Below are 18243 nucleotides of genomic sequence, written 5' to 3' on the forward strand. Positions count from 1 at the left end.
ACGGAGCTGATCAGCGGTCCGGGCGAAGACGCTCGGACCGAGAGGGAGAAGGTGGGCCGCCCGAGGGCGGCCCACCTCATCCGATCAGCTGGAAGGCCAGCCGGTCTCGATCTGGGTCAGGACCTCGTCGGTAGAGGTCCCGTTGATCCAGGCGACCATGCCCTTCCAGAAGGTTCCGGAGCCGACAGCGCCGGGCATCTGGTCGGATCCGTCGAAGCGGAACGTGACCGAGTCGTCCTGCAGGAGCTTGATCGACTCCTGGAGGATCGGGTTCTCCACGGCCTCGATGTCGACGCCCTTGTTGGCAGAGGTCACGCCGCCGAGGGCCAGACGCTTGTCAGCCCACTCGGGGCTCGACAGGTACTCCAGCACCTTCTGGGTCGCCTCGTCGTCGCTGAACGCTCCCACGATCTCGCCACCGCCGGTGATGAAGGTCTCGTCCTCGCTCTGGCTCGGGAGCAGGAAGGCCCAGACGTCGCCGTCCTCGGAGATGTCGGTGCCCTCGGGGAAGAAGCCCGAGAGGAAGGATGCCTGGTGGGTCAGCGCGCACTCGCCGCTGGCGACCGCCGGTGCCACATCTCCGAATGCCGTCGAGTTGATCGAGCGCACGTCGCCGAAGCCGGCGTTGACGTATGCCGGGTTGAGCAGGAGCTCACCCGTGGCGTCGAACGCCTCCTTGATCTGCGGGTCGGTGAACGGGACCTCGTTCTTCACCCACTGGTCGTAGACATCGGCTCCGGCGTTGCGGAGCACGAGGTCCTCGATCCAGTCCGTTCCGGGCCAGCCGGTCGCGACGCCCGACTCGAAGCCGGCGCACCAGGGAGCCTTGCCGCTCGTCTCCTGGATCTTCTGCGTCAGCGTGAGCAGCTCGTCCCAGCTGGTGGGCTCTTCGACGCCCCACTCGGCGAACTTCTTCGGCGAGTACCAGACCCAGCCCTTGACGCTCGCCATCAGCGGTGCGCCGTAGAACTCGTCTTCGTACGTGCCGAAGTCGACCCAGCCCTGCGTCCAGTACTCTTTGGCGTTCGCCTCGACCGCGTCGGGGGCCGGCTTCAGGAAGTCGCGTGCCGCGTAGTCCGCGAACAGACCCGGCTGCGGGAAGATCGCGATGTCGGGCGGGTTGCCGCCCTGAGCGCGGGTGCCGAGCTGCGTCTCGAAGTCCTGGCTGCCCTCGTACTTGATCTCGATGTCGTTCTCCTTCTCGAAGTCCGCCCAGGACTCCGCGAGAAGGTCGGCCTCTCCCTCGACGATCGTGCCGTAGATCGTGACGGTGTTGTCGCCGCCGCCGCCTTCTCCCCCGCCGTCCGTGCCGCCGGGAGCACCACAACCGGCGAGCGCGATACCCGCGACTCCCAGCAGAGCGATTGGCGCGTAACGCCGGGAACGCTGTGACAGACCCATGTGAATTCTCCTCTTCGAGTTTTGCGGCTCCCCTCGTTCCGCGCCGCCCCTGGACACGGAATCGGGAACCGATTCCAGGACAACCTACCGGGGTCCGGCAGCGCGACACAACACGCCAGGATCACAAGCTCGCAACCTTTTCGACGGTTCTCTCCGGAGCGATGGGAGCGCTCCCTCGCTTTCCGCCTGGAACCGGTTCCTTTCCCTCTCCGCACCGGGTACGCTGTCATCGGCGCGTGGGGGGAGACGACGCGCCGAGGGCATGGTCGAGGAGGACCGATGAGCACGATCGCCGACGTCGCGGCGCGCGCCGGCGTGTCGAAGGCGACTGCGAGCCGGGCACTCAGCGGCCGCGGCTACGTCTCAGAGGGCACGCGCGACAGGGTCACGACGGCGGCGACCGAGTTGGCCTACGTCGCGCATTCCTCGGCGACCAGCCTCGCCACGGGGCGCACCCAGACCGTCGGCGTCATCATGCCGCCGGTCGACCGCTGGTTCTTCTCCGAGCTGCTGGCCGGCATCCAGGAATCGCTGTTCGGTCTCGACTACGAGCTGGCGCTCTACGGGGTGCGAGAAGGCACCGAGACCCGAGAGCGCCTGTTCGACACGGTTCTGCCCGGTCGGCGGTTCGACGGGATCATCGCCGTCGGCATCCAACCCAGCGCCCAGGAGCTCGAGCGCCTGCATCGTTCGGAACGGCCGCTCGTCAGCGTCGGTCCGTACAGTGAGGGGTCCAGTGCGGTCTCGATCGATGACGTCGCCGCCGCTCGCATCGCCACCGAGCATCTCATCGAGCTCGGTCACACCGACATCGCCTTCGTCGGAGGGTCGGCAGACCCCGACGAGCTCAGCTACGGCGACGCCCAGCGCGTCGAGGGCTATCTGGAAGCCCTGGCCGCCGCCGGACTCGAGGCGGTCGCGCGGATCGCCGATTCCCCGCCGACCATGCCGGGCGGGTACGCCGCCGCCGTCGAGCTGCTCGGCGACCGCCGAGGGCGTCCGACCGCGATCGTGGGCGTCTGCGACGAAACGGCGATCGGAGCGATGATCGGGGCCCGACGCCTGGGAATCGCCGTCCCCACTGAACTCAGCATCGTCGGAGTCGACGACCACGTGCACGCCGAGATGTTCGCGCTCACGACGATCAGGCAGTCGCCGCGAGAACAGGGGCACGAGGCCGTGCGACTGCTGCAGCAGCAGATCGACAGACCGGATGCTCCGCTACAGCGCACCGTCACGGCATCCTCGCTCGTCGTGCGCAGCTCCACCGCCGGGCGTCGCTGAGCCTCAGCCCATCGGCCTGGACGCACGAAAGCCCCGGGCGAACCCGGGGCTTTCATGAAGCGTTCAGACGCATCCAGGGCGAGGCACACGCGCCGCGACCTGGAACGGATTACTTGAGGGTAACCGTGGCGCCTGCCTCTTCGAGAGCAGCCTTGGCCTTCTCGGCGGCTTCCTTGTTCGCGCCCTCGAGCACGGCCTTGGGAGCGCCGTCGACGACAGCCTTGGCCTCGCCGAGACCGAGCGAGGTGAGCTCGCGGACGGTCTTGATGACCTGGATCTTCTTGTCGCCGGCAGCCTCGAGGATGACGTCGAAGGAGTCCTTCTCCTCAACCTCTTCAGCAGCGCCGCCGCCTGCGCCTGCAACGGCGACGGGGGCAGCAGCGGTGACCTCGAACTTCTCCTCGAACGCCTTGACGAAGTCGTTGAGCTCGACGAGGGTCAGGCCTGCGAACTGCTCGAGCAGCTCCTCAGTGGTGAGCTTAGCCATGATGTATCTCCTAGATAGATGGGTTTGTTGAACGAGATCGCAGGTCGCTCACGCGGCCTCAGCGGTCTCCAGCTTTTCGCGAAGAGCATCGATGGTGGCGGCAGCCTTGCCCATCGTGGCCTTCATCATGCCCGCAGCCTTCGCCAGCAGAACCTCACGGCTCTCGAGCGCGGCGTACTTGTTGACCTCGTCGGCGGAGAGGGCGTTGCCCTCGAAGATGCCCGACTTGATCACGAGAAGCGGGTTGGCCTTGGCGAAGTCACGAAGAGCCTTGGCAGTGGCGACGAAGTCACCGTGCACGAACGCGACGGCCGACGGACCCTTGAGGTCGTCGTCCAGCGCGGTGATGCCAGCCTTGTTGGCGGCGATCTTGGTCAGCGTGTTCTTCACCACGGCGTACTCAGCGTCCTGACGGATGCTGTTGCGCAGCTCCTTGAGCTGGGCAACCGTCAGACCGCGGTACTCGGTCAGCAGAACGGCAGTCGAGTTCTCGAATGACTTCGTGAGCTCGGCGACCGATGCGTCCTTCTGCGCCATGGTCACTCCTTGGTGTGTACGAGGCGCCTCACGGCGGTGAGGCACCAACTCCTGACCGCATGCAACAGAAAAGCTCCGGCGCAAGCGCACGGAGCTGTGAAAGTTCGTGTCCTGCGCGGGCCCCTGCTGAGCAGAGCTTCGATCGCCTCGCGTTCACACGCACGACGATGACCAGCGGTCTTCGGTTGCTCTTACTGTACCCCACCGCCTCCTGCCGCTCAAATCCGGCGGGTCACCGCCGGTGGGCTGCGCGTCCTCCATGGCCGGCGAGCGCGTCGGCGGCGCGGATGAGACTGAGGTGCGAGAGCGCCTGCGGGGTGTTGCCCGCCTGGCGCGCATTCGCGACGTCGTACTCCTCCGACAGCAGGCCCAGATCGTTCGACATCGCGATCAGCCGCGACATCAGGTCGCGGGCCTCATCGATCCGGCCGCTCGTCGCGTACTGCTCGACCAGCCAGAAGCTGCACGCGATGAAGGGATGCTCTGCTCCTTCGAGCCCGTCGACGCCGGACTCCGTGCGGTAGCGCCGAAGGAACCCGCCCGTGAGCAGCGTGCGCTCGATCTGGTCCACGGTGCGCAGCATCCGAGGATCATCGGGGGCGCAGTAGCCGACCTGCGGAAGAACGAGCAGCGAGGCGTCGACCTCGGTCGACCCGTAGTGCTGGATGAAGTGCCCGTGCTCGGCGTCCACTCCGCGCTCGTCGATCTCGCGCCGCAGCGCGTCGCGAACGACCGCCCATCGAGCGGCATCGCCCGGGAGGCCCTGCTCCTGAACGGCGCGGACGCCCCGGTCGAGCGCAGCCCACATCATGACTCGCGAATGCGTGAACCACTGCGGCTCGCCCCGGATCTCCCAGATGCCGTTGTCGGGACGATCCATCGAGGCGATCACCTGTTCGATGAGCGCGCGCTGCAGAGGCCACGAGAAGTCGCCCTCCTCGAGGCCGGCGATCCGTGCCGATTCCAGAGCGACCAGAACCTCGCCGATCACGTCGCCCTGGTACTGGTCGACCGCGCCGTTGCCGATTCGCACCGGCGCGGCGCCGCCGTAGCCGGGAAGACTCGTGAGTTCACGCTCGATGAGATCACGCTCCCCCGCGATCCCGTACATGATCTGCACCTCCGCCGGCTCGCCCGCGACGGCACGGAGCAGCCATCGCCGCCAATGGTGCGCCTCGGAGAGGAACCCGTGGGCGATGAGGGCCTCGAGGGTCAGCGCGGCGTCGCGCAGCCAGACGAAGCGGTAGTCCCAGTTCCGGGATCCGCCGAACTGCTCGGGAAGAGAGGTCGTGGCCGCCGCCACGATGCCCCCGGTGTCTCTGTTCGTGAGCGCTCGCAGCACCAGCAGCGAGCGCACGACCTCCGCGCGATGCTCTCCGTCGTGCTGGATCCCGCTCGCCCATCCCTGCCACCACGATCGCGTCCCGGCGATCGCATCGTCGACATCGAGCGCCGACGGCGCATGCTCGTGCGAGGGGAACCAGCTGAGCGTCAGGTCGCGGACCTCCTCCGCCGACACGGTGAAGGTCGCCCGGTGCCGGTGGTCCTCCGCGACGAGCCGCACTCCTCGCACGGTCACCGCCTCGGGTCCGGCCGTCGCTCTCAGCACCGGCTCGTCGCTCGTGCCCACCTGCCGCACCCAGGGGAGCCTGCGGGAGTAGTCGAAGTGCAGCCGCAGCTCGGTCACGAACTCGACGCGACCCTCGATGCCGACGATCCGGCGCACGACATCGCTGCGTGACGTGTGCAGCGGCATGAACTCCTGCACCTCTGCGACGCCGTCGGCGGTCTCCCATCGCGTGACGAGGATGAACGTGTCCGACACATAGTGACGGCTCGAGGTCGCCGTCGCATCGAGCGGTCGCAGGCTCCAGCATCCGTTGCTCTCCTCTCCCAGCAGCGCACCGAACAGCGACGGTGCATCGAAGCGCGGGAGGCAGAGCCAGTCGATGCTGCCCTCTTTCGACACGAGCGCGCCGGTGCGGCAGTCACTGAGAAGGGCGTAGTCCTCGATCGGAGCAGGCATCGACCGAGTCTGGCATGTTCGTGCTCGGTGAGAGCCGTTACGGTGAGAACATGACCGATGCGACGACGCTGGTGATCCTCGGAGCAGGTGGCGACCTCACCTCGCGGCTGCTCCTTCCCGCCCTGGGACAGTTGCTGGCGAGGGAGCCCGCGCGCGCAGTGCGGATCATCGGTGCCGACCGCGAGGAATGGACGGATGCCGAGCTGCAGACCGTCGTCCGGACGGCCTTCGCTTCCATGGGCGCCGAGGACGAGGCAGTCCGCGTGGAAGTCACGTATGTGCGCACCGACATCACCCGCGCCGATGACCTCCGCTCGCTGCTGGGCGGGCTCACCGGTCAGGTCGCCGTCTACTTCGCTGTACCTCCATCGGTCGCCGCAGCATGCATCGCGACCCTCACTCCCGACATGCTGCCCGCGGGCGCGATGCTCGTCATGGAGAAGCCGTTCGGCACCGACGAGGAGAGCGCCCGAGAGCTGAACCGCACGCTGACCGCGCTCGTGCCGGAGAGCCGGGTGTTCCGCGTCGACCACTTCCTGGGCCGCTCGACCACCCTGAATCTGCTGGGAGCGCGGTTCGCGAACCGCATCCTCGAGCCGCTCTGGTCTGCCGAGAGCATCGAGTCGGTCGACATCGTCTACGACGAGTCCTTGGCACTGGAGGGCCGCGCGGGCTATTACGACAAGGCCGGCGCACTCGTCGACATGATCCAGAGCCATCTCCTCCAGGTGCTCGCCGTCCTCGCGATGGAAGAACCTGCCACCCTCGACGAGATCGATTTCCGCGCGGCGACGGGCGCGGTGCTGCGCGCGACCGCAGTGTGGGGCGATGACCCCGGCGCGTCGTCGCGTCGAGCCCGCTACACGGCGGGAGAGATCGACGGCACGGCGAAGCCGTCGTACGTCGACGAGCCGGGAGTCGACGCGGCACGTCAGACCGAGACGCTCGCCGAGGCGACGTTCGAGGTGCGCAACTCCCGCTGGGCGGGAATCCCGTTCCGGCTCCGCTCCGGCAAGGCCCTCGGCACGCCTGCCAGGGAGATCGTCGTACGCTTCCGACCCGTCCGGCACCTGCCGCGCGGACTCACCGGCACATCGGACGGCGCAGTCCTGCGGTTCTCGTTGGGGCCGGACCTGATGTCGCTCGAGCTCAACCTCAACGCATCCGACGACCCGTTCGAGCTGGAACGGGCGACATTGTCGGCCGAGCTCGGCGAAGGCGCACTCAAGGCGTACGCCGAGGTCCTGTCCGGCGTGCTCGACGGCGATCCGATGCTGGCGGTGCGCGGAGACGCCGCCGAACAGTCCTGGCGCATCGTGGCCCCGATCCTCGAGGCGTGGCGACGGGGCGATGTGCCGCTCGACGACTACGTCGCCGGTTCCTCCGGGCCCGAGGGGTGGCCGACGCACGGCTGACCCGCCACCGCCATCGCGAGCCCCCGAGGGATGCTTCGGGGCGGCGTGTGCGGGCGGGAGAGTCGGCGACCGGGGTTACCCTCGATAGGTGACCCCGGAACTCCAAGCTCGCATCGTCGCGGACTCCCGCGACCGCGTGGCCTGGATGAGAGCACGGTCGCGCGGGATCACCGCCACGGACGTCGCCGGACTCACCAGCGAGAGGTCCATCGCGCGCGCGGCCGATTCGAAGCTCGGCGGTGGCCCCCGCTTCGGAGGGAACGCGTACACCGATCACGGGCGCCGCCGCGAGCCCGAGATCGCCGCCTGGGTGGCGGCGACGCACGGCATCCTGCCTTCCTCCGCCCTGTTCCGTGCAGAGGTCGAACACCGTCACCTCGCCACGCCGGACGGCATCGCCGTCGATGCAGACGGCCGCGTGAAGCTCGCGGAGATCAAGACCACCAACAAGGCGTTCCGCGGCATCCCCCGCACCTACCTCCGCCAGATCTGGTGGCAGCAGCACGTGCTCGGCGCCGAGCGCACCCTGTTCGTCTGGGAGGAGCACGTCGACTTCTCCCCCATCCATGACGAGCCCCGCTGCGTCTGGATCGACCGCGACGACCGCGAGATCGCGAAGCTCGTCGGCCTCGCCACCGACCTCATCGACGAGCTGTACCGGCGGACCACCGGCATGCAGGTGCCGACGCGCATAGCGGATGCCGCGGCTGCGGCCGCCGCCAGCCGCCGTGAGCACCTCCGCGAGCGCGACGCCTTCCGTGCGCTCGCTCTCGCCGACTGAACCTGCACTCCTCGTCCGCTCTCACGTGCAGGACGCGTTGAGTCCGAGCAACGCGATGGACAGCTGACGCGATGCTCCCGCCGACACCCACGTCGTTCCGGCCAGAAGGTTCGTGGCCGTCAACGTCGTCGTGCTGCCGAGCAGGTTGGAGATGAGGCTGGTCAACAGGGCCTGTGTGAGCACCGCCGAGTGCGTGTAGAGACCACCGGCCGGTCCGCTCGTGGTGATGTTCGAAGCGGGCACCACTGCTGTCGTCGCACCCTGGGTGAGGGTGAGTCTGGTCCCGGTCACGGGGTAGGGCGATGTCCAGTCGAGCCTGACGCTCTGGAAGATTCCGAGCCCGTTGTTGGTGACCCCGCAGGCGATGATCGTGGGCGCCGGGACACGGAACGCGGTGATGGTGGTTCGCGCGTAGTCGGGGTCGGTGAACGCGGCATCCGTCGTCTGGGCGGTCGGAGCCAACCCCACACCGATCAGCAGCGCCACGCCGGCGAATCCGGCCAGGGTGCGATGCCGTCTCCTGTCGGTCATGTCTCACCGCCGTTCCGTCCGGAGGCTCGACGCCGGAGAGTCGTGCTGAGCGCAGCGCCCGCGGCGACGAGGGCCAGAGCGCCGCCCGTGATCCAGGGAGTGAACGGTGTCATACCCGTCGTCGCGAGATCGCCGTCTCCCGGCCCGATCGCCGCCGACTCTCCCGCGCCACGCGCATGCACGCGCACCTGCGTGCTGCCGGAGGACTCACCGGCGAGCGCGATGATGAGTCTGAGGTGCGCGACCTCCGTATCCGCCATCTCGACGAGCGGCACCTCGATGCCGTCTCGCGGTATCGACCAGCCGGACTCGAGTGTGGTCGACCCCGAGGGGCATCCGCCGCCGTCCCATTCCTGTGGGCAGCGGAGCACATCGATCACGAGCTGCGCACCGCCGCTCGCGCTGATCCCCACGGCGACGGTCCCCGGATCGGGCGCCTCCGCGCTCACCGTGACGTCCCACTGCACCGGCTGCCCCGGCCGCAGGCTCGATGCGACGTCCCAGTCGGCGACCGAGACCAGCCGCAGGACCTCGCCCTGCACGACCTGCGTCGACGGCGCAGCCCACGCCGGGCCTGCCGCGAGCAGTCCGAGGACCACCGCCGAAGCGCCCGCCGCGCATGCCGTCCGCCGATTCATCGGTCGGGCTCCGCAGTCTCGTGCCGTGCACGGGGACCCTTCGAGCGCGGCCAGAATGCCCAGACGACCAGGGCCGTCGCGCCGAGCGTGAGCCCGCCGAGCACAGAGGGGCTGCCCATCGCGACGATCACGGCGGCGATCCCCGGGATCGAGAACAGCACGACTCGAACCGTCTGCACGGTGTACGGGTAGGGATCATCCGCGGCGTTCGCGTCTCCTCGCATCGTGATCACGCGCTCGCCCTCGTTCGCACCGGGGGCGACCGAGGTGATGCGGTGGGTGACCGGCAGATCACCGTCGCGATCGACGGTGACGACGTCACCGACCCGCACGTCCGATGCCGCGACGCTCTGGACGACCGCGACCGAGCCTGCCGGGATGGTGGGCGCCATGGATCCGGTGCGGAACATGATGAGAGTGATGTTCGCCGTGAACGCGATGACCACCAGCACGATGCAGGCGAGCCCGGCGAGGGCCGCGAGCCAGAGCAGGACATCGGCGAACAGGCGGCCGAGAGTGCGTCGAGTCGGCCGCGACGGGACGGCCGACGACGCTGCGAGGACGGAGGGCGACGCATCGATGCTCGCCGCATGCTCCCGCAGGCTCCGCCTCGTCGGTGCATTCATCAATCCTCCTCGGACGTCATCGGTGTTTCGACGCGTGCGTCAGCTCGAAGTCCCGACGACCTGCCACGTCTGAATCGCCGTCAGGCCCTGGGCCCCGTTGTCGGTCGCCGCCGGCAGCGTCACCGCGAAGCAGTAGTTGACGGTCGTCCCACCGTTGGCCGCGACCGCCTGGGTGCCGGTTCCGCCGATCGACATCACGGAGTTGTCGGGAACGACCGCGGTGCCCGCCATGTAGGTCGTGCCGTTGCATGTCGTCCCCGTGATCGCCCGTACTCCGTATCGCAGATATGTGCCGAGCCCGGTTCCTGCCGTCGAGGTCACGCTGAGCTGCAGCGCTCCCGCCACGGATGGGTTCGCGGTGCGCACGCTGAACAGGGCGTAGGCCGTGTTGCCTGGCGCCATCGCCGAGAACGGTGCACTGAACGACAAGGCTGCCGGGGTGCCGACAGGGTGGCTCGAGAACGTCGCTCCGTCGGTCGCACCCACGATGTCGAACCGTCCTGCGGTGAAGGTCGCGTTGCCGTACTCGGAATCGTTCCAGGCGGCGAGGGTCATCGTCGCACCGACGCCGAACACCAGACCGCCCGCGAGCACGGCACGTATCCGACGGGAGAGCAGTCGCTTCCCCTCCCGCATGCCTCTGCGGGTCTCGGCCATGATCAGTCCGCAGTCGAGGTGGCCGTGAACTCCCATGTCGCGGTCGCGGCGGCACCCTGGGTCAGTCCGGCGCCGGCGGTCACCGCGAAGCACAACTGGACCGGTGTTCCCGCAGTGCCTGCCGGTGCGCCCTCAGCGAGATCGACCGACGTCGCACCCGTCTGGGCGCTGAGCGTCGCTCCTGTCGCGACGACCGTCCCGGTCGCCGCGGCCCCGCACGTGTCCTCGTCGGCGATGGCCGTGACCGTGTACGCGAGATTGGCCTCGTTCCCACCGGTGCCCGCAGTGATCCCCGAGGGGACCAGCGTGGCTCCGTTGGTCGTCGTGCTGTCGAGACGCACCCAGAAAGGCGCGTAGACCACGTCACCCGGTGACATCGACGACGCGACGGCCGGCAGCTGGAAGATGAGCGATGCCGGAGCATCCTCGTCGTCGACGTTGTGGTCGGCGTAGCCGGCAGTGGCGCTCGTCGTCGAGCCCTCCAGGTTGAACGACCCTGCGGTGAAGGTTCCGGTCGCGAACTCCGAATCGTTCCAGGCTGCGAGCGTCACCCCGATCCCGACTCCGAGCACCAGCCCGCCGGCCAGCACTGCCAGGACCTTGCGCTGCGTATCCTTCTCAACCATGACATTCCCCCTCAGGAATTTCACGAGACGCAGATGGCTGGGGATGGCCGCCCTTCGCGGCCTGCATCCGGTACTCGTGTCGTTCCCGACAGCTTCGTCCACTTTCTGCGCCCGTTCAAGGCCTTTGGGGTCACGATTGCGCATTCCGGCTCGTGAATTGCGCAGAAACGTCTATCGGTTTCTGCGACCGATCGGATGGTTGCAGTTCGTCCAGAACTGAGGGTCAGGTCGCGAGAACGCGCTTCGCCTCGACGGAGACTTCGGCCGCGATGGTGTCGAGCAACGCGGAGCGCAGGTTCCACTGCTGCCAGTAAAGCCTGACTCGCAGCGGCGGCCCGCCGAGCGGCACGAGCTCGCGCTCCTTCTGCAGGAGCGGCAGCATCCCCCATCCGAGGCCCAGCCGCACGGCGAGCGCGTAGTCGTGCGACGCGGGCACGTAGTGCCGAGGAGCACCGTGGTGCGCGACACCCATCCGCTCGAGCCATTCGTGCTGAAGCGTGTCTCGCCTGTCGAAGTCGACGAAGGGCGCGGCGCCCAGCGCCTCCCTGGTGACACCGGAGGAGAACCAGCGATCAGCGAACGCCGGTTCTGCCATCGCGTGATACTCCAGCACACCGAGCGGCGCGACGGAGCACCCGGCGACAGGTGTCGCCTCACTCGTGACCGCCGCCATCACCGTGCCGGACTCGAGCAGCCGGGCCGTGAAGTTCTGGTCGTCGCGGTGCAGGTCGAAGTCGAGGTCGTGGGCTGCCGAGAGCCGTGCGAGCGGAGGCAGGAACCACGTGGCCATCGAGTCCGCGTTCACGGCGAGCGGTATGCGGGTGCGGGGCGCCTCGTCGCCCTCGAGGCCGAGTTCTGCGAGGGCATCGTGCTCGAGCAGTGCCAGCTGTCGTGCGAGCCGCACGACAGCCTCGCCCGCCTCAGTGAGACGGGCAGGCTTGGTGCGCACGACGAGGACCCGTCCGAGTTGCTCCTCGAGCGTCTTGAGCCGCTGGCTCACGGCGGAAGGAGTCACACGCAACACCCGCGACGCTGCGTCGAGGGTTCCTTCGTCGGCCACGGCGGCGACAGTGGCGGCAAGCTCCGGATCGATCTTCACATTAGTCATGCTAATGCCGCACAAGGAATCATCGGTGGTGCTCATGTCTGTGGTATCCGTACCGTGGACTCATGCTCTCCGTCTTCTCGGGTCTCGGACTCGGCCTCTCCCTGATCGTCGCCATCGGCGCGCAGAACGTGTTCGTCCTCCGTCAGGGCATCCGCAGAGAGCACGTCCTGCCCGTCGTCATCATCTGCGCCGTGTCGGACGCCCTGCTCATCGCCGCCGGCGTCGCGGGACTCGGCTTCGTCATCTCCGCAGCCCCGTGGCTCGTGGTCGTCGCGCGCTGGGCGGGGGCCCTGTTCCTTCTGGCCTATGGCATCCTCGCCGCTCGCCGCGCCTGGAGGGGCGGCGAGGAGCTGCGAGTCGACCGGACCGGTGCGGAGGGCTCGGCGCCCGGGTCGGGCGGCGGAACCACGACTGCGACCCGCACCGCGCTCGCTCCCGTGATCGCGACGGTTCTCGCCCTGACCTGGTTGAACCCGCACGTCTACCTCGACACGGTCCTGATGCTCGGGTCGATCGCCGCGACGCACGGCGACGAGCGCTGGCTGTTCGCCGCCGGAGCGATCGCTGCCAGCATCCTGTGGTTCACCGCGCTGGGGTTCGGCGCCCGCTATCTCGGCCGCTGGCTGCGCACGGAACGAGCGTGGCGCATCCTCGACGCGCTGATCGCCGTCGTCATGATCACCCTGGCTGTCAGCCTGGTGCTGCCGGTGCTCGGCGGCTGACCCTGCGTCGCAGAAGTGGGCGGATGCCCGTCAGTCGCCGTCGAGCGGCCGCAGGATGCGGGTGAGGAACCTCTTCGTGCGTTCGTGCTGCGGCGCGCCGAAGATGTCGGCCGGTGCCCCCTCTTCGATGACCACGCCCGAATCCATGAACAGCACATGGTCTGCCGCCTCGCGCGCGAAACTCAGCTCGTGCGTGACGACGACCATGCTCCACCCCTCGTCGGCGAGCTCTTTGATCACCAAGAGCACCTCTCCGACGAGTTCGGGATCGAGTGCGCTCGTCGGCTCGTCGAAGAGCAGCAGGTCGGGGCGCAGGGCGAGAGCGCGAACGATGCCGACCCGCTGCTGCTGCCCGCCGGACAGCTCGTGCGGGCGAGCATTCTCCTTGTCGGCGAGTCCGACCCTCGCGAGCAGCACCTGCGCCTCGGCGACCACCTCGGCCTTCGGCCGCCCCTGCACCCGCCACGGGCCCTCGATCACGTTCTCGAGCACCGAGAGGTGGGGGAAGAGGTTGTGATGCTGGAAGACCATCGCCGAGCGGTCGCGCAGCGCGAGACGCTTCTGCGCCCGCGTGCGCTTCGACACCGGATCCGACGGGGCGAAGTCGATGTCGGGTCCGCCTGCGACGACGATCGTGCCGGCATCCGGCGTCTCGAGGCCGTTGAGCGCGCGGAGCACCGTCGTCTTACCGGATCCGCTCGGACCGATCAGCACGACGACCTCTCCGCGATGCAGCGTCAGATCGATGCCGCGAAGCACCTCGTTGTCACCGAAGCGCTTGTGCAGTCCGCGGGCGGTGAGCAGCGCGTCGGCCGTGGACGTGTGCGCCGGGTGGGTCGGATCAGTGAGCGACATTGCGATCGAGTCTCCTCTCGAGTGCGCTCTGGCCGAACGAGAGCACCAGGCAGATCACCCAGTAGACCAGCGCGGCAGCCAGATAGACGACCATGAACTCCAGGGTCGCCGCTGCGATCTGCTGCGCCACCTTGAAGAGCTCGGTCACGAGGATCAGCGAGGCGAGCGAGGTGTCCTTCACCAGCGAGATGAACGTGTTCGACAGCGGAGGCACCGAGACCCGCGCAGCCTGCGGCAGGATCACGCGCGTGAGAGTGCGCGTGCGATTCATGCCTACCGTGTATGCCGCCTCCCACTGCCCCTTCGGAACGGAGAGGATGGCTGCGCGCACCACTTCGGCTCCGTAGCCGCCGACGTTCAGGGACAGCGCGATGATCGCGCTGGTCCACGGATCCAGCTTGAGCCCGATCGACCCGAGCCCGTAGAAGATCACGAACAACTGCACGATCATCGGCGTGCCCCGGATGACCGAGATGTAGAACCTGGCGATGCCCGACAACAGAGGATTGACCGAGATCCGCATGAGTGCCGCGCCGATGGCGAGCACGAGACCCAGCGCGAACGAGATCAGCGCGAGCGGAACCGTCACCGTCACCCCCGCGAGGGCGATCGGGCCGAGCGAGTCGAAGAACAGCTGCCAGGGGTTCTCCATGGGCTACTGGGTCACGTCTTCGCCGAAGTACTTGTCGCTGATCTCGGCCAGTGTGCCGTCGGCACGCAGCTCTTCGAGTGCGCCGTCGATCGCCTCGACCAGGTCGGTCTTGTCCTTGGTGAACACGAACGCCTGCTCACCGGCCTCATCGGTCTCGGCGGCGATCTTCAGCCCCGACGGGCTGTTCGTCGTCTCGTAGTCGAGGAAGGTCAGCTTGTCGTTGACGGTCGCATCGACGCGACCCTGTCGCAGCAGCTCGACGGCCTGCGCCCAGCCCTCGACGCCTTCGACCGTGGCGCCCGACTCGGTGGCCAGCTCATACCAGTTGCTCGTGAGGGACTGCGCGGTGGTCTTGCCCTCGAGGTCGTCGAACGACGAGATCGAGTCGTCGTCCTCCGCGACCACGATCACGCCGGGCGAGACGGTGTACGGAGTGCTGAACAGGTACTTCTCCTGGCGCTCCTCGTTGATGCTGACCTGGTTCGCGATCACGTCGAAACGGCCCGCATCGAGGCCCGCGAAGATCGCATCCCACTGCGTCTCCTGGAACTCGACCTCGAGGTCGAGCTTGTCGGCGACCGCCTGGATGATCTCGACGTCGAAGCCGGTCAGGTCACCCGTGCCGCCGTCACCGTGGAAGCTGAACGGACGGTACGTGCCCTCCGTGGCGACGGTGAGGGTGCCGTCCTTGACGAGACCGAAGTCGGCGCCGCCTTCGCTGGAGCTGCTCTCGGCGGGGGCGGTGCTGCCGCTGCAGGCGGTGAGCGCTGCTGCGGCGACGACCAGTGCGGTGACGGCGATGATGCGACGGGACATGTGAGTACCCTCCTGGGGTGCGGTGAGGCGCGAGTGCTGTGGCGCGGACTCGTTTACAGTACGGGGCTTCGGTTCAGCATCCCACATCGGATGACGTCGGATGTCGCCCCGAGGGGATGCAGAAAGGCCCCCGCACGATGCGGGGGCCTTTCAGGAATCACACTCAGATGGAGTTGACGTCCAGCGGGATGCCGGGGCCGAACGTGGTCGACACGGCGCCCTTCTGGATGTAACGGCCCTTCGAGCTCGACGGCTTGAGGCGGACGATCTCCTCGAGCGCTGCGCCGATGTTCTCGTCGAGCTGCTCAGCGGAGAACGACGACTTGCCGACGACGAAGTGCACGTTGGCGTGCTTGTCGACGCGGAACTCGATCTTTCCGCCCTTGATCTCCTCGACGGCCTTGGCCGTGTTGGGGGTCACGGTGCCGGTCTTCGGGTTCGGCATGAGTCCACGCGGACCCAGGACCTTTCCGAGACGACCGACCTGGCCCATGAGCTCCGGGGTCGAGACGGCCGCGTCGAACGCGGTCCAGCCTGCGGCGACCTTCTCGATGAGCTCGGCGCCGCCGACCTCATCTGCACCTGCGGCGATCGCTGCCTCGGCCGCGGGGCCGGTGGCGAAGACGATGACGCGGGCGGTCTTACCGGTGCCGTGGGGCAGGATGACGGTGCCGCGCACCATCTGGTCTGCCTTGCGGGGGTCGACGGCGAGCTTCAGCGCGACCTCGACGGTCGAGTCGAACTTCGACGAGCCGGTCTCCTTGGCGAGGGCGACTGCCTCGGTGGGAGTGTAGAAACGGTCTGCCTCGATCTTCTCGGCGGCAGCCTTGTAAGCCTTGGACTTCGTAGCCATGATTATTCTCCTCAGCCCTCGACCGTGATGCCCATGGAACGGGCGGTGCCGGCGATGATCTTCGAGGCAGCCTCGATGTCGTTCGCGTTCAGGTCGGCCTGCTTGGTCTCGGCGATCTGACGGACCTGGTCCTTGGTGATCTTCGCGACCTTGACCGTGTGAGGCGTCGACGAGCCCTTGGGCACGCCGGCGGCCTTCTTGATGAGCTCCGCGGCCGGCGGGGTCTTCAGGATGAACGTGAAGCTGCGGTCCTCGTAGACGGTGATCTCGACGGGGATGACGTTGCCGCGCTGCGACTCGGTCGCGGCGTTGTACGCCTTGCAGAACTCCATGATGTTGACGCCATGCTGACCGAGCGCGGGGCCGATCGGCGGCGCCGGGTTGGCTGCACCGGCGTTGATCTGAAGCTTGATCAGGCCGGTCACCTTCTTCTTCGGTGCCATATCCTCTTCCTTTCATCGAACGGATGCGGATGCATCTGCTCTCCCGCGAACCCGGCATCTCCGGGCTGCGGTCGTCTGCGCGCACGCCGAAGCGACACGCAAACCACACAAGTCTACCTGATGCGAGACCATGTCCCTAACGCGAGAACGGCCGCCCCGGACGGGACGGCCGTTCTCGTGAAAGCGTGTGTCAGACCATCTTGGTGACCTGGTCGAACGACAGCTCGACCGGGGTCTCGCGCTCGAAGAGCGACACGAGCACGGTGAGCTTGCCGCTCTCCGGCTTGATCTCGCTGATCGAACCGGGAAGACCCGCGAACGAGCCCTCCTTGATCGTGATGGTCTCGCCGACCTCGAAGTCGACCTCGGCCGGAAGCGGACGAGCGACGGCGAGGCCGCCCTTCGACGCGATGTTCTTGGCGGTCGGGACGTCCTTGACCTCGACGAGCGACTTCAGCATGTTGAAGGCCTCTTCGAAGCGCAGCGGCGTCGGGTTGTGGGCGTTGCCCACGAAGCCGGTGACGCCGGGGGTGTGGCGGACGACCGACCAGGTGTCTTCCGTGAGCTCCATGCGCACGAGCACGTAGCCCGGGATGCGCACGCGGGTGACCATCTTGCGCTGGCCGTTCTTGATCTCGACCACGTCTTCCATCGGGACCTCGATCTGGTAGATCTCGTCCTCGACCTCGAGCGTCGACTTGCGCTGCTCGATGTTGGCCTTGACCTTGCGCTCGAATCCGGCGTACGAGTGGATGACGTACCACTTGCCCGGAAGCATCCGCAGGTCGAGGCGGAAGGCCTCGTACGGGTCTTCCTCGGCGTCGTCGTCCTCTTCGGACTCGTCGTCGGACTCGGTCGCGGCGTCATCGTCGCCGTTGATGTCGGGTCCGTCGTACGGGGTGACCTCTTCGGCCTCAGCGGCCTCGAGCTCGGCGGTCTCTTCCGCCACGGATTCGTTGAGGACCTCAGCGGCAGCTTCCGTCTCAGCCGCTTCGTCCAGGTTGAGAGCGTCGTTCACGATCGCGTCCGCCTCCGGGTCGTTGATGTCGATGTCGGTGTCGTCGTCCTGCGCGACGGCGTCGTCGTCTCCGTCGACGTCCTCGATGTGAAGGGCGACATGTTCGGCCGAGGTGACCGACTGCTCTTCCGCAGCGAGCACGTTGCCCTCCTGGGCCTCGTCCTCTTCGCTGGACTGCTCAGCAGCCGTCGCCCAGTCGGCGTCGTCGGAATATCGTTCAGACACGTTGTTTCTTTCCAATCACTGCGGCCAGGGCCGCGAGGGCGTCAGGCGCCCGGGACCCCGAAGACGATGTGCGTCACCCAGGCGAACAGGGTGTCCAGTCCGTAGACGATGCCCATGACGATGAGAACGAAGACGAGCACCACTGCGGTGAACTTGACCAGTTCCTTGCGGGTCGGCGTGACGACCTTGCGCAGCTCGGCGATGACCTGACGGAAGAACAGGGCGATCCCTGCGAAGAAGCCCGCGATGCCACGCTTCTTCTCGCGGGTGGCGCCGGCCGCGACGACCTCGCCGCGCGGTTCGTCCTGATCCATCCTGAATGTACCTTTCGTGTGTCAGCGTGTGCTGACGCGCAGGGCGGACAGGAATCGAACCTGCAACCTGCGGTTTTGGAGACCGCTGCTCTGCCAATTGAGCTACCGCCCTAGAGACCGGGAGGTCTCGGGGTGTCATCTCCATCCTGCCACCGCTACCGGACCGGAAGGACCGGGGCACGGCGAAAGAATGCAGACAACAACTGCTGGTCAAGCATACGGCATCCG

21 protein-coding genes and 1 tRNA gene are annotated in these 18243 nt (G+C 67.6%); 4 read left to right on the forward strand and 18 right to left on the reverse strand.

From position 1 onward, the window contains the following. Positions 1-84: 84 nt before the first annotated feature. Positions 85-1401 carry an ABC transporter substrate-binding protein gene (locus ACZ0AA_RS08530; protein ID WP_463512668.1) on the reverse strand — a complete coding sequence of 439 codons (1317 nt, stop codon included), beginning with the start codon at positions 1399-1401 and terminating at the stop codon, positions 85-87. Between the two features lie 279 nt (positions 1402-1680). On the opposite strand from ACZ0AA_RS08530, the gene ACZ0AA_RS08535 reads away from it, so the two are divergent. Then, positions 1681-2685 (forward strand): LacI family DNA-binding transcriptional regulator, encoded by a 1005-nt coding sequence (locus ACZ0AA_RS08535; protein WP_400865816.1) that lies wholly within the window; start codon positions 1681-1683, stop codon positions 2683-2685. A 109-nt stretch (positions 2686-2794) separates the two neighbouring features. Here the strand turns inward: ACZ0AA_RS08535 and rplL are convergent, their stop codons facing one another. The 3 genes from rplL to ACZ0AA_RS08550 all read right to left on the reverse strand — a co-directional run bounded on the left by rplL (position 2795) and on the right by ACZ0AA_RS08550 (position 5735). Next, positions 2795-3172, reverse strand: a complete 378-nt coding sequence (gene rplL, locus ACZ0AA_RS08540; protein WP_042539579.1) for a 50S ribosomal protein L7/L12 — start codon at positions 3170-3172, stop codon at positions 2795-2797. Between the two features lie 48 nt (positions 3173-3220). Next, entirely contained in the window at positions 3221-3709 is a 489-nt protein-coding gene (rplJ, locus tag ACZ0AA_RS08545) for a 50S ribosomal protein L10 (protein WP_053097428.1), read from the reverse strand. Between the two features lie 232 nt (positions 3710-3941). Then, positions 3942-5735, reverse strand: coding sequence for a glycoside hydrolase family 15 protein (locus tag ACZ0AA_RS08550; protein WP_463512669.1), 1794 nt, complete (start codon positions 5733-5735; stop codon positions 3942-3944). 50 nt (positions 5736-5785) lie between these two features. On the opposite strand from ACZ0AA_RS08550, the gene ACZ0AA_RS08555 reads away from it, so the two are divergent. Both ACZ0AA_RS08555 and ACZ0AA_RS08560 read left to right on the forward strand, forming a co-directional pair. Further along, complete coding sequence (locus ACZ0AA_RS08555) at positions 5786-7150, forward strand: glucose-6-phosphate dehydrogenase (protein ID WP_463512670.1); 1365 nt, start codon at positions 5786-5788, stop codon at positions 7148-7150. An 88-nt stretch (positions 7151-7238) separates the two neighbouring features. Next, on the forward strand, positions 7239-7931 hold the full coding sequence (locus ACZ0AA_RS08560; RefSeq protein WP_400865825.1) for a YqaJ viral recombinase family protein: 693 nt from the start codon (positions 7239-7241) through the stop codon (positions 7929-7931). A 21-nt stretch (positions 7932-7952) separates the two neighbouring features. On the opposite strand, the gene ACZ0AA_RS08565 is transcribed toward ACZ0AA_RS08560, so the two are convergent. The 6 genes from ACZ0AA_RS08565 to ACZ0AA_RS08590 form a co-directional block, all read right to left on the reverse strand. Continuing rightward, positions 7953-8462: a hypothetical protein gene (locus tag ACZ0AA_RS08565; RefSeq protein WP_463512671.1), complete on the reverse strand. Its 510-nt coding sequence runs from the start codon at positions 8460-8462 to the stop codon at positions 7953-7955. After that, entirely contained in the window at positions 8459-9100 is a 642-nt protein-coding gene (locus ACZ0AA_RS08570) for an LAETG motif-containing sortase-dependent surface protein (protein ID WP_463512672.1), read from the reverse strand. Before ACZ0AA_RS08570 ends, ACZ0AA_RS08565 begins: the two co-directional genes overlap by 4 nt. Then, the gene (locus ACZ0AA_RS08575; protein ID WP_400865834.1) at positions 9097-9726 is read right to left on the reverse strand and encodes a signal peptidase I; all 630 of its coding nucleotides are present in this window, start codon (positions 9724-9726) and stop codon (positions 9097-9099) included. Before ACZ0AA_RS08575 ends, ACZ0AA_RS08570 begins: the two co-directional genes overlap by 4 nt. A 39-nt stretch (positions 9727-9765) precedes the next feature. Continuing rightward, on the reverse strand, positions 9766-10383 hold the full coding sequence (locus ACZ0AA_RS08580) for a SipW-dependent-type signal peptide-containing protein (RefSeq protein ID WP_463512673.1): 618 nt from the start codon (positions 10381-10383) through the stop codon (positions 9766-9768). Positions 10384-10385: 2 nt separating this feature from the next. Beyond that, positions 10386-11009: a SipW-dependent-type signal peptide-containing protein gene (locus ACZ0AA_RS08585; protein ID WP_463512674.1), complete on the reverse strand. Its 624-nt coding sequence runs from the start codon at positions 11007-11009 to the stop codon at positions 10386-10388. A 223-nt stretch (positions 11010-11232) separates the two neighbouring features. Further along, the gene (locus ACZ0AA_RS08590) at positions 11233-12108 is read right to left on the reverse strand and encodes a LysR family transcriptional regulator ArgP (RefSeq protein WP_463512675.1); all 876 of its coding nucleotides are present in this window, start codon (positions 12106-12108) and stop codon (positions 11233-11235) included. Positions 12109-12179: 71 nt separating this feature from the next. On the opposite strand from ACZ0AA_RS08590, the gene lysE reads away from it, so the two are divergent. Beyond that, the gene (lysE, locus tag ACZ0AA_RS08595; RefSeq protein ID WP_463512676.1) at positions 12180-12839 is read left to right on the forward strand and encodes an L-lysine exporter; all 660 of its coding nucleotides are present in this window, start codon (positions 12180-12182) and stop codon (positions 12837-12839) included. A 30-nt stretch (positions 12840-12869) separates the two neighbouring features. Here the strand turns inward: lysE and ACZ0AA_RS08600 are convergent, their stop codons facing one another. From ACZ0AA_RS08600 to ACZ0AA_RS08635, 8 genes are all read right to left on the reverse strand, one after another. Then, positions 12870-13694, reverse strand: a complete 825-nt coding sequence (locus tag ACZ0AA_RS08600; RefSeq protein ID WP_400865849.1) for an amino acid ABC transporter ATP-binding protein — start codon at positions 13692-13694, stop codon at positions 12870-12872. Continuing rightward, positions 13681-14346, reverse strand: a complete 666-nt coding sequence (locus ACZ0AA_RS08605) for an amino acid ABC transporter permease (protein WP_400865852.1) — start codon at positions 14344-14346, stop codon at positions 13681-13683. The genes ACZ0AA_RS08600 and ACZ0AA_RS08605 overlap by 14 nt, the downstream gene beginning before the upstream one ends. A 3-nt stretch (positions 14347-14349) precedes the next feature. Beyond that, positions 14350-15162 carry a transporter substrate-binding domain-containing protein gene (locus tag ACZ0AA_RS08610; RefSeq protein WP_463512677.1) on the reverse strand — a complete coding sequence of 271 codons (813 nt, stop codon included), beginning with the start codon at positions 15160-15162 and terminating at the stop codon, positions 14350-14352. 163 nt (positions 15163-15325) lie between these two features. Beyond that, complete coding sequence (rplA, locus tag ACZ0AA_RS08615; protein WP_400865858.1) at positions 15326-16015, reverse strand: 50S ribosomal protein L1; 690 nt, start codon at positions 16013-16015, stop codon at positions 15326-15328. 11 nt (positions 16016-16026) lie between these two features. Next, complete coding sequence (gene rplK / locus ACZ0AA_RS08620; RefSeq protein ID WP_053097443.1) at positions 16027-16458, reverse strand: 50S ribosomal protein L11; 432 nt, start codon at positions 16456-16458, stop codon at positions 16027-16029. 190 nt (positions 16459-16648) lie between these two features. Continuing rightward, the gene (gene nusG, locus ACZ0AA_RS08625) at positions 16649-17701 is read right to left on the reverse strand and encodes a transcription termination/antitermination protein NusG (RefSeq protein WP_400865864.1); all 1053 of its coding nucleotides are present in this window, start codon (positions 17699-17701) and stop codon (positions 16649-16651) included. Positions 17702-17742: 41 nt separating this feature from the next. Further along, positions 17743-18015: a preprotein translocase subunit SecE gene (secE, locus tag ACZ0AA_RS08630; protein WP_042539545.1), complete on the reverse strand. Its 273-nt coding sequence runs from the start codon at positions 18013-18015 to the stop codon at positions 17743-17745. 39 nt (positions 18016-18054) lie between these two features. Next, positions 18055-18127 (reverse strand) — tRNA-Trp (locus ACZ0AA_RS08635). Positions 18128-18243 lie beyond the last annotated feature (116 nt).

The sequence above is a fragment of the Microbacterium sp. AC035 genome (assembly GCF_979258485.1).

What these genes read in the sequence shown, in the direction of transcription:
- ACZ0AA_RS08600 (WP_400865849.1), bottom strand. Translation starts at nt 13,694, where the DNA reads ATGTCGCTCACTGATCCGACCCACCCGGCGCACACGTCCACGGCCGAC.
- ACZ0AA_RS08535 (WP_400865816.1), top strand. Translation starts at nt 1,681, where the DNA reads ATGAGCACGATCGCCGACGTCGCGGCGCGCGCCGGCGTGTCGAAGGCG.
- ACZ0AA_RS08575 (WP_400865834.1), bottom strand. Translation starts at nt 9,726, where the DNA reads ATGAATGCACCGACGAGGCGGAGCCTGCGGGAGCATGCGGCGAGCATC.
- ACZ0AA_RS08555 (WP_463512670.1), top strand. Translation starts at nt 5,786, where the DNA reads ATGACCGATGCGACGACGCTGGTGATCCTCGGAGCAGGTGGCGACCTC.
- ACZ0AA_RS08530 (WP_463512668.1), bottom strand. Translation starts at nt 1,401, where the DNA reads ATGGGTCTGTCACAGCGTTCCCGGCGTTACGCGCCAATCGCTCTGCTG.
- ACZ0AA_RS08610 (WP_463512677.1), bottom strand. Translation starts at nt 15,162, where the DNA reads ATGTCCCGTCGCATCATCGCCGTCACCGCACTGGTCGTCGCCGCAGCA.
- ACZ0AA_RS08605 (WP_400865852.1), bottom strand. Translation starts at nt 14,346, where the DNA reads ATGGAGAACCCCTGGCAGCTGTTCTTCGACTCGCTCGGCCCGATCGCC.
- rplL (WP_042539579.1), bottom strand. Translation starts at nt 3,172, where the DNA reads ATGGCTAAGCTCACCACTGAGGAGCTGCTCGAGCAGTTCGCAGGCCTG.
- rplJ (WP_053097428.1), bottom strand. Translation starts at nt 3,709, where the DNA reads ATGGCGCAGAAGGACGCATCGGTCGCCGAGCTCACGAAGTCATTCGAG.
- ACZ0AA_RS08580 (WP_463512673.1), bottom strand. Translation starts at nt 10,383, where the DNA reads ATGGCCGAGACCCGCAGAGGCATGCGGGAGGGGAAGCGACTGCTCTCC.
- rplA (WP_400865858.1), bottom strand. Translation starts at nt 16,015, where the DNA reads ATGGCTACGAAGTCCAAGGCTTACAAGGCTGCCGCCGAGAAGATCGAG.
- ACZ0AA_RS08585 (WP_463512674.1), bottom strand. Translation starts at nt 11,009, where the DNA reads ATGGTTGAGAAGGATACGCAGCGCAAGGTCCTGGCAGTGCTGGCCGGC.
- ACZ0AA_RS08550 (WP_463512669.1), bottom strand. Translation starts at nt 5,735, where the DNA reads ATGCCTGCTCCGATCGAGGACTACGCCCTTCTCAGTGACTGCCGCACC.
- secE (WP_042539545.1), bottom strand. Translation starts at nt 18,015, where the DNA reads ATGGATCAGGACGAACCGCGCGGCGAGGTCGTCGCGGCCGGCGCCACC.
- lysE (WP_463512676.1), top strand. Translation starts at nt 12,180, where the DNA reads ATGCTCTCCGTCTTCTCGGGTCTCGGACTCGGCCTCTCCCTGATCGTC.
- ACZ0AA_RS08570 (WP_463512672.1), bottom strand. Translation starts at nt 9,100, where the DNA reads ATGAATCGGCGGACGGCATGCGCGGCGGGCGCTTCGGCGGTGGTCCTC.
- rplK (WP_053097443.1), bottom strand. Translation starts at nt 16,458, where the DNA reads ATGGCACCGAAGAAGAAGGTGACCGGCCTGATCAAGCTTCAGATCAAC.
- ACZ0AA_RS08565 (WP_463512671.1), bottom strand. Translation starts at nt 8,462, where the DNA reads ATGACCGACAGGAGACGGCATCGCACCCTGGCCGGATTCGCCGGCGTG.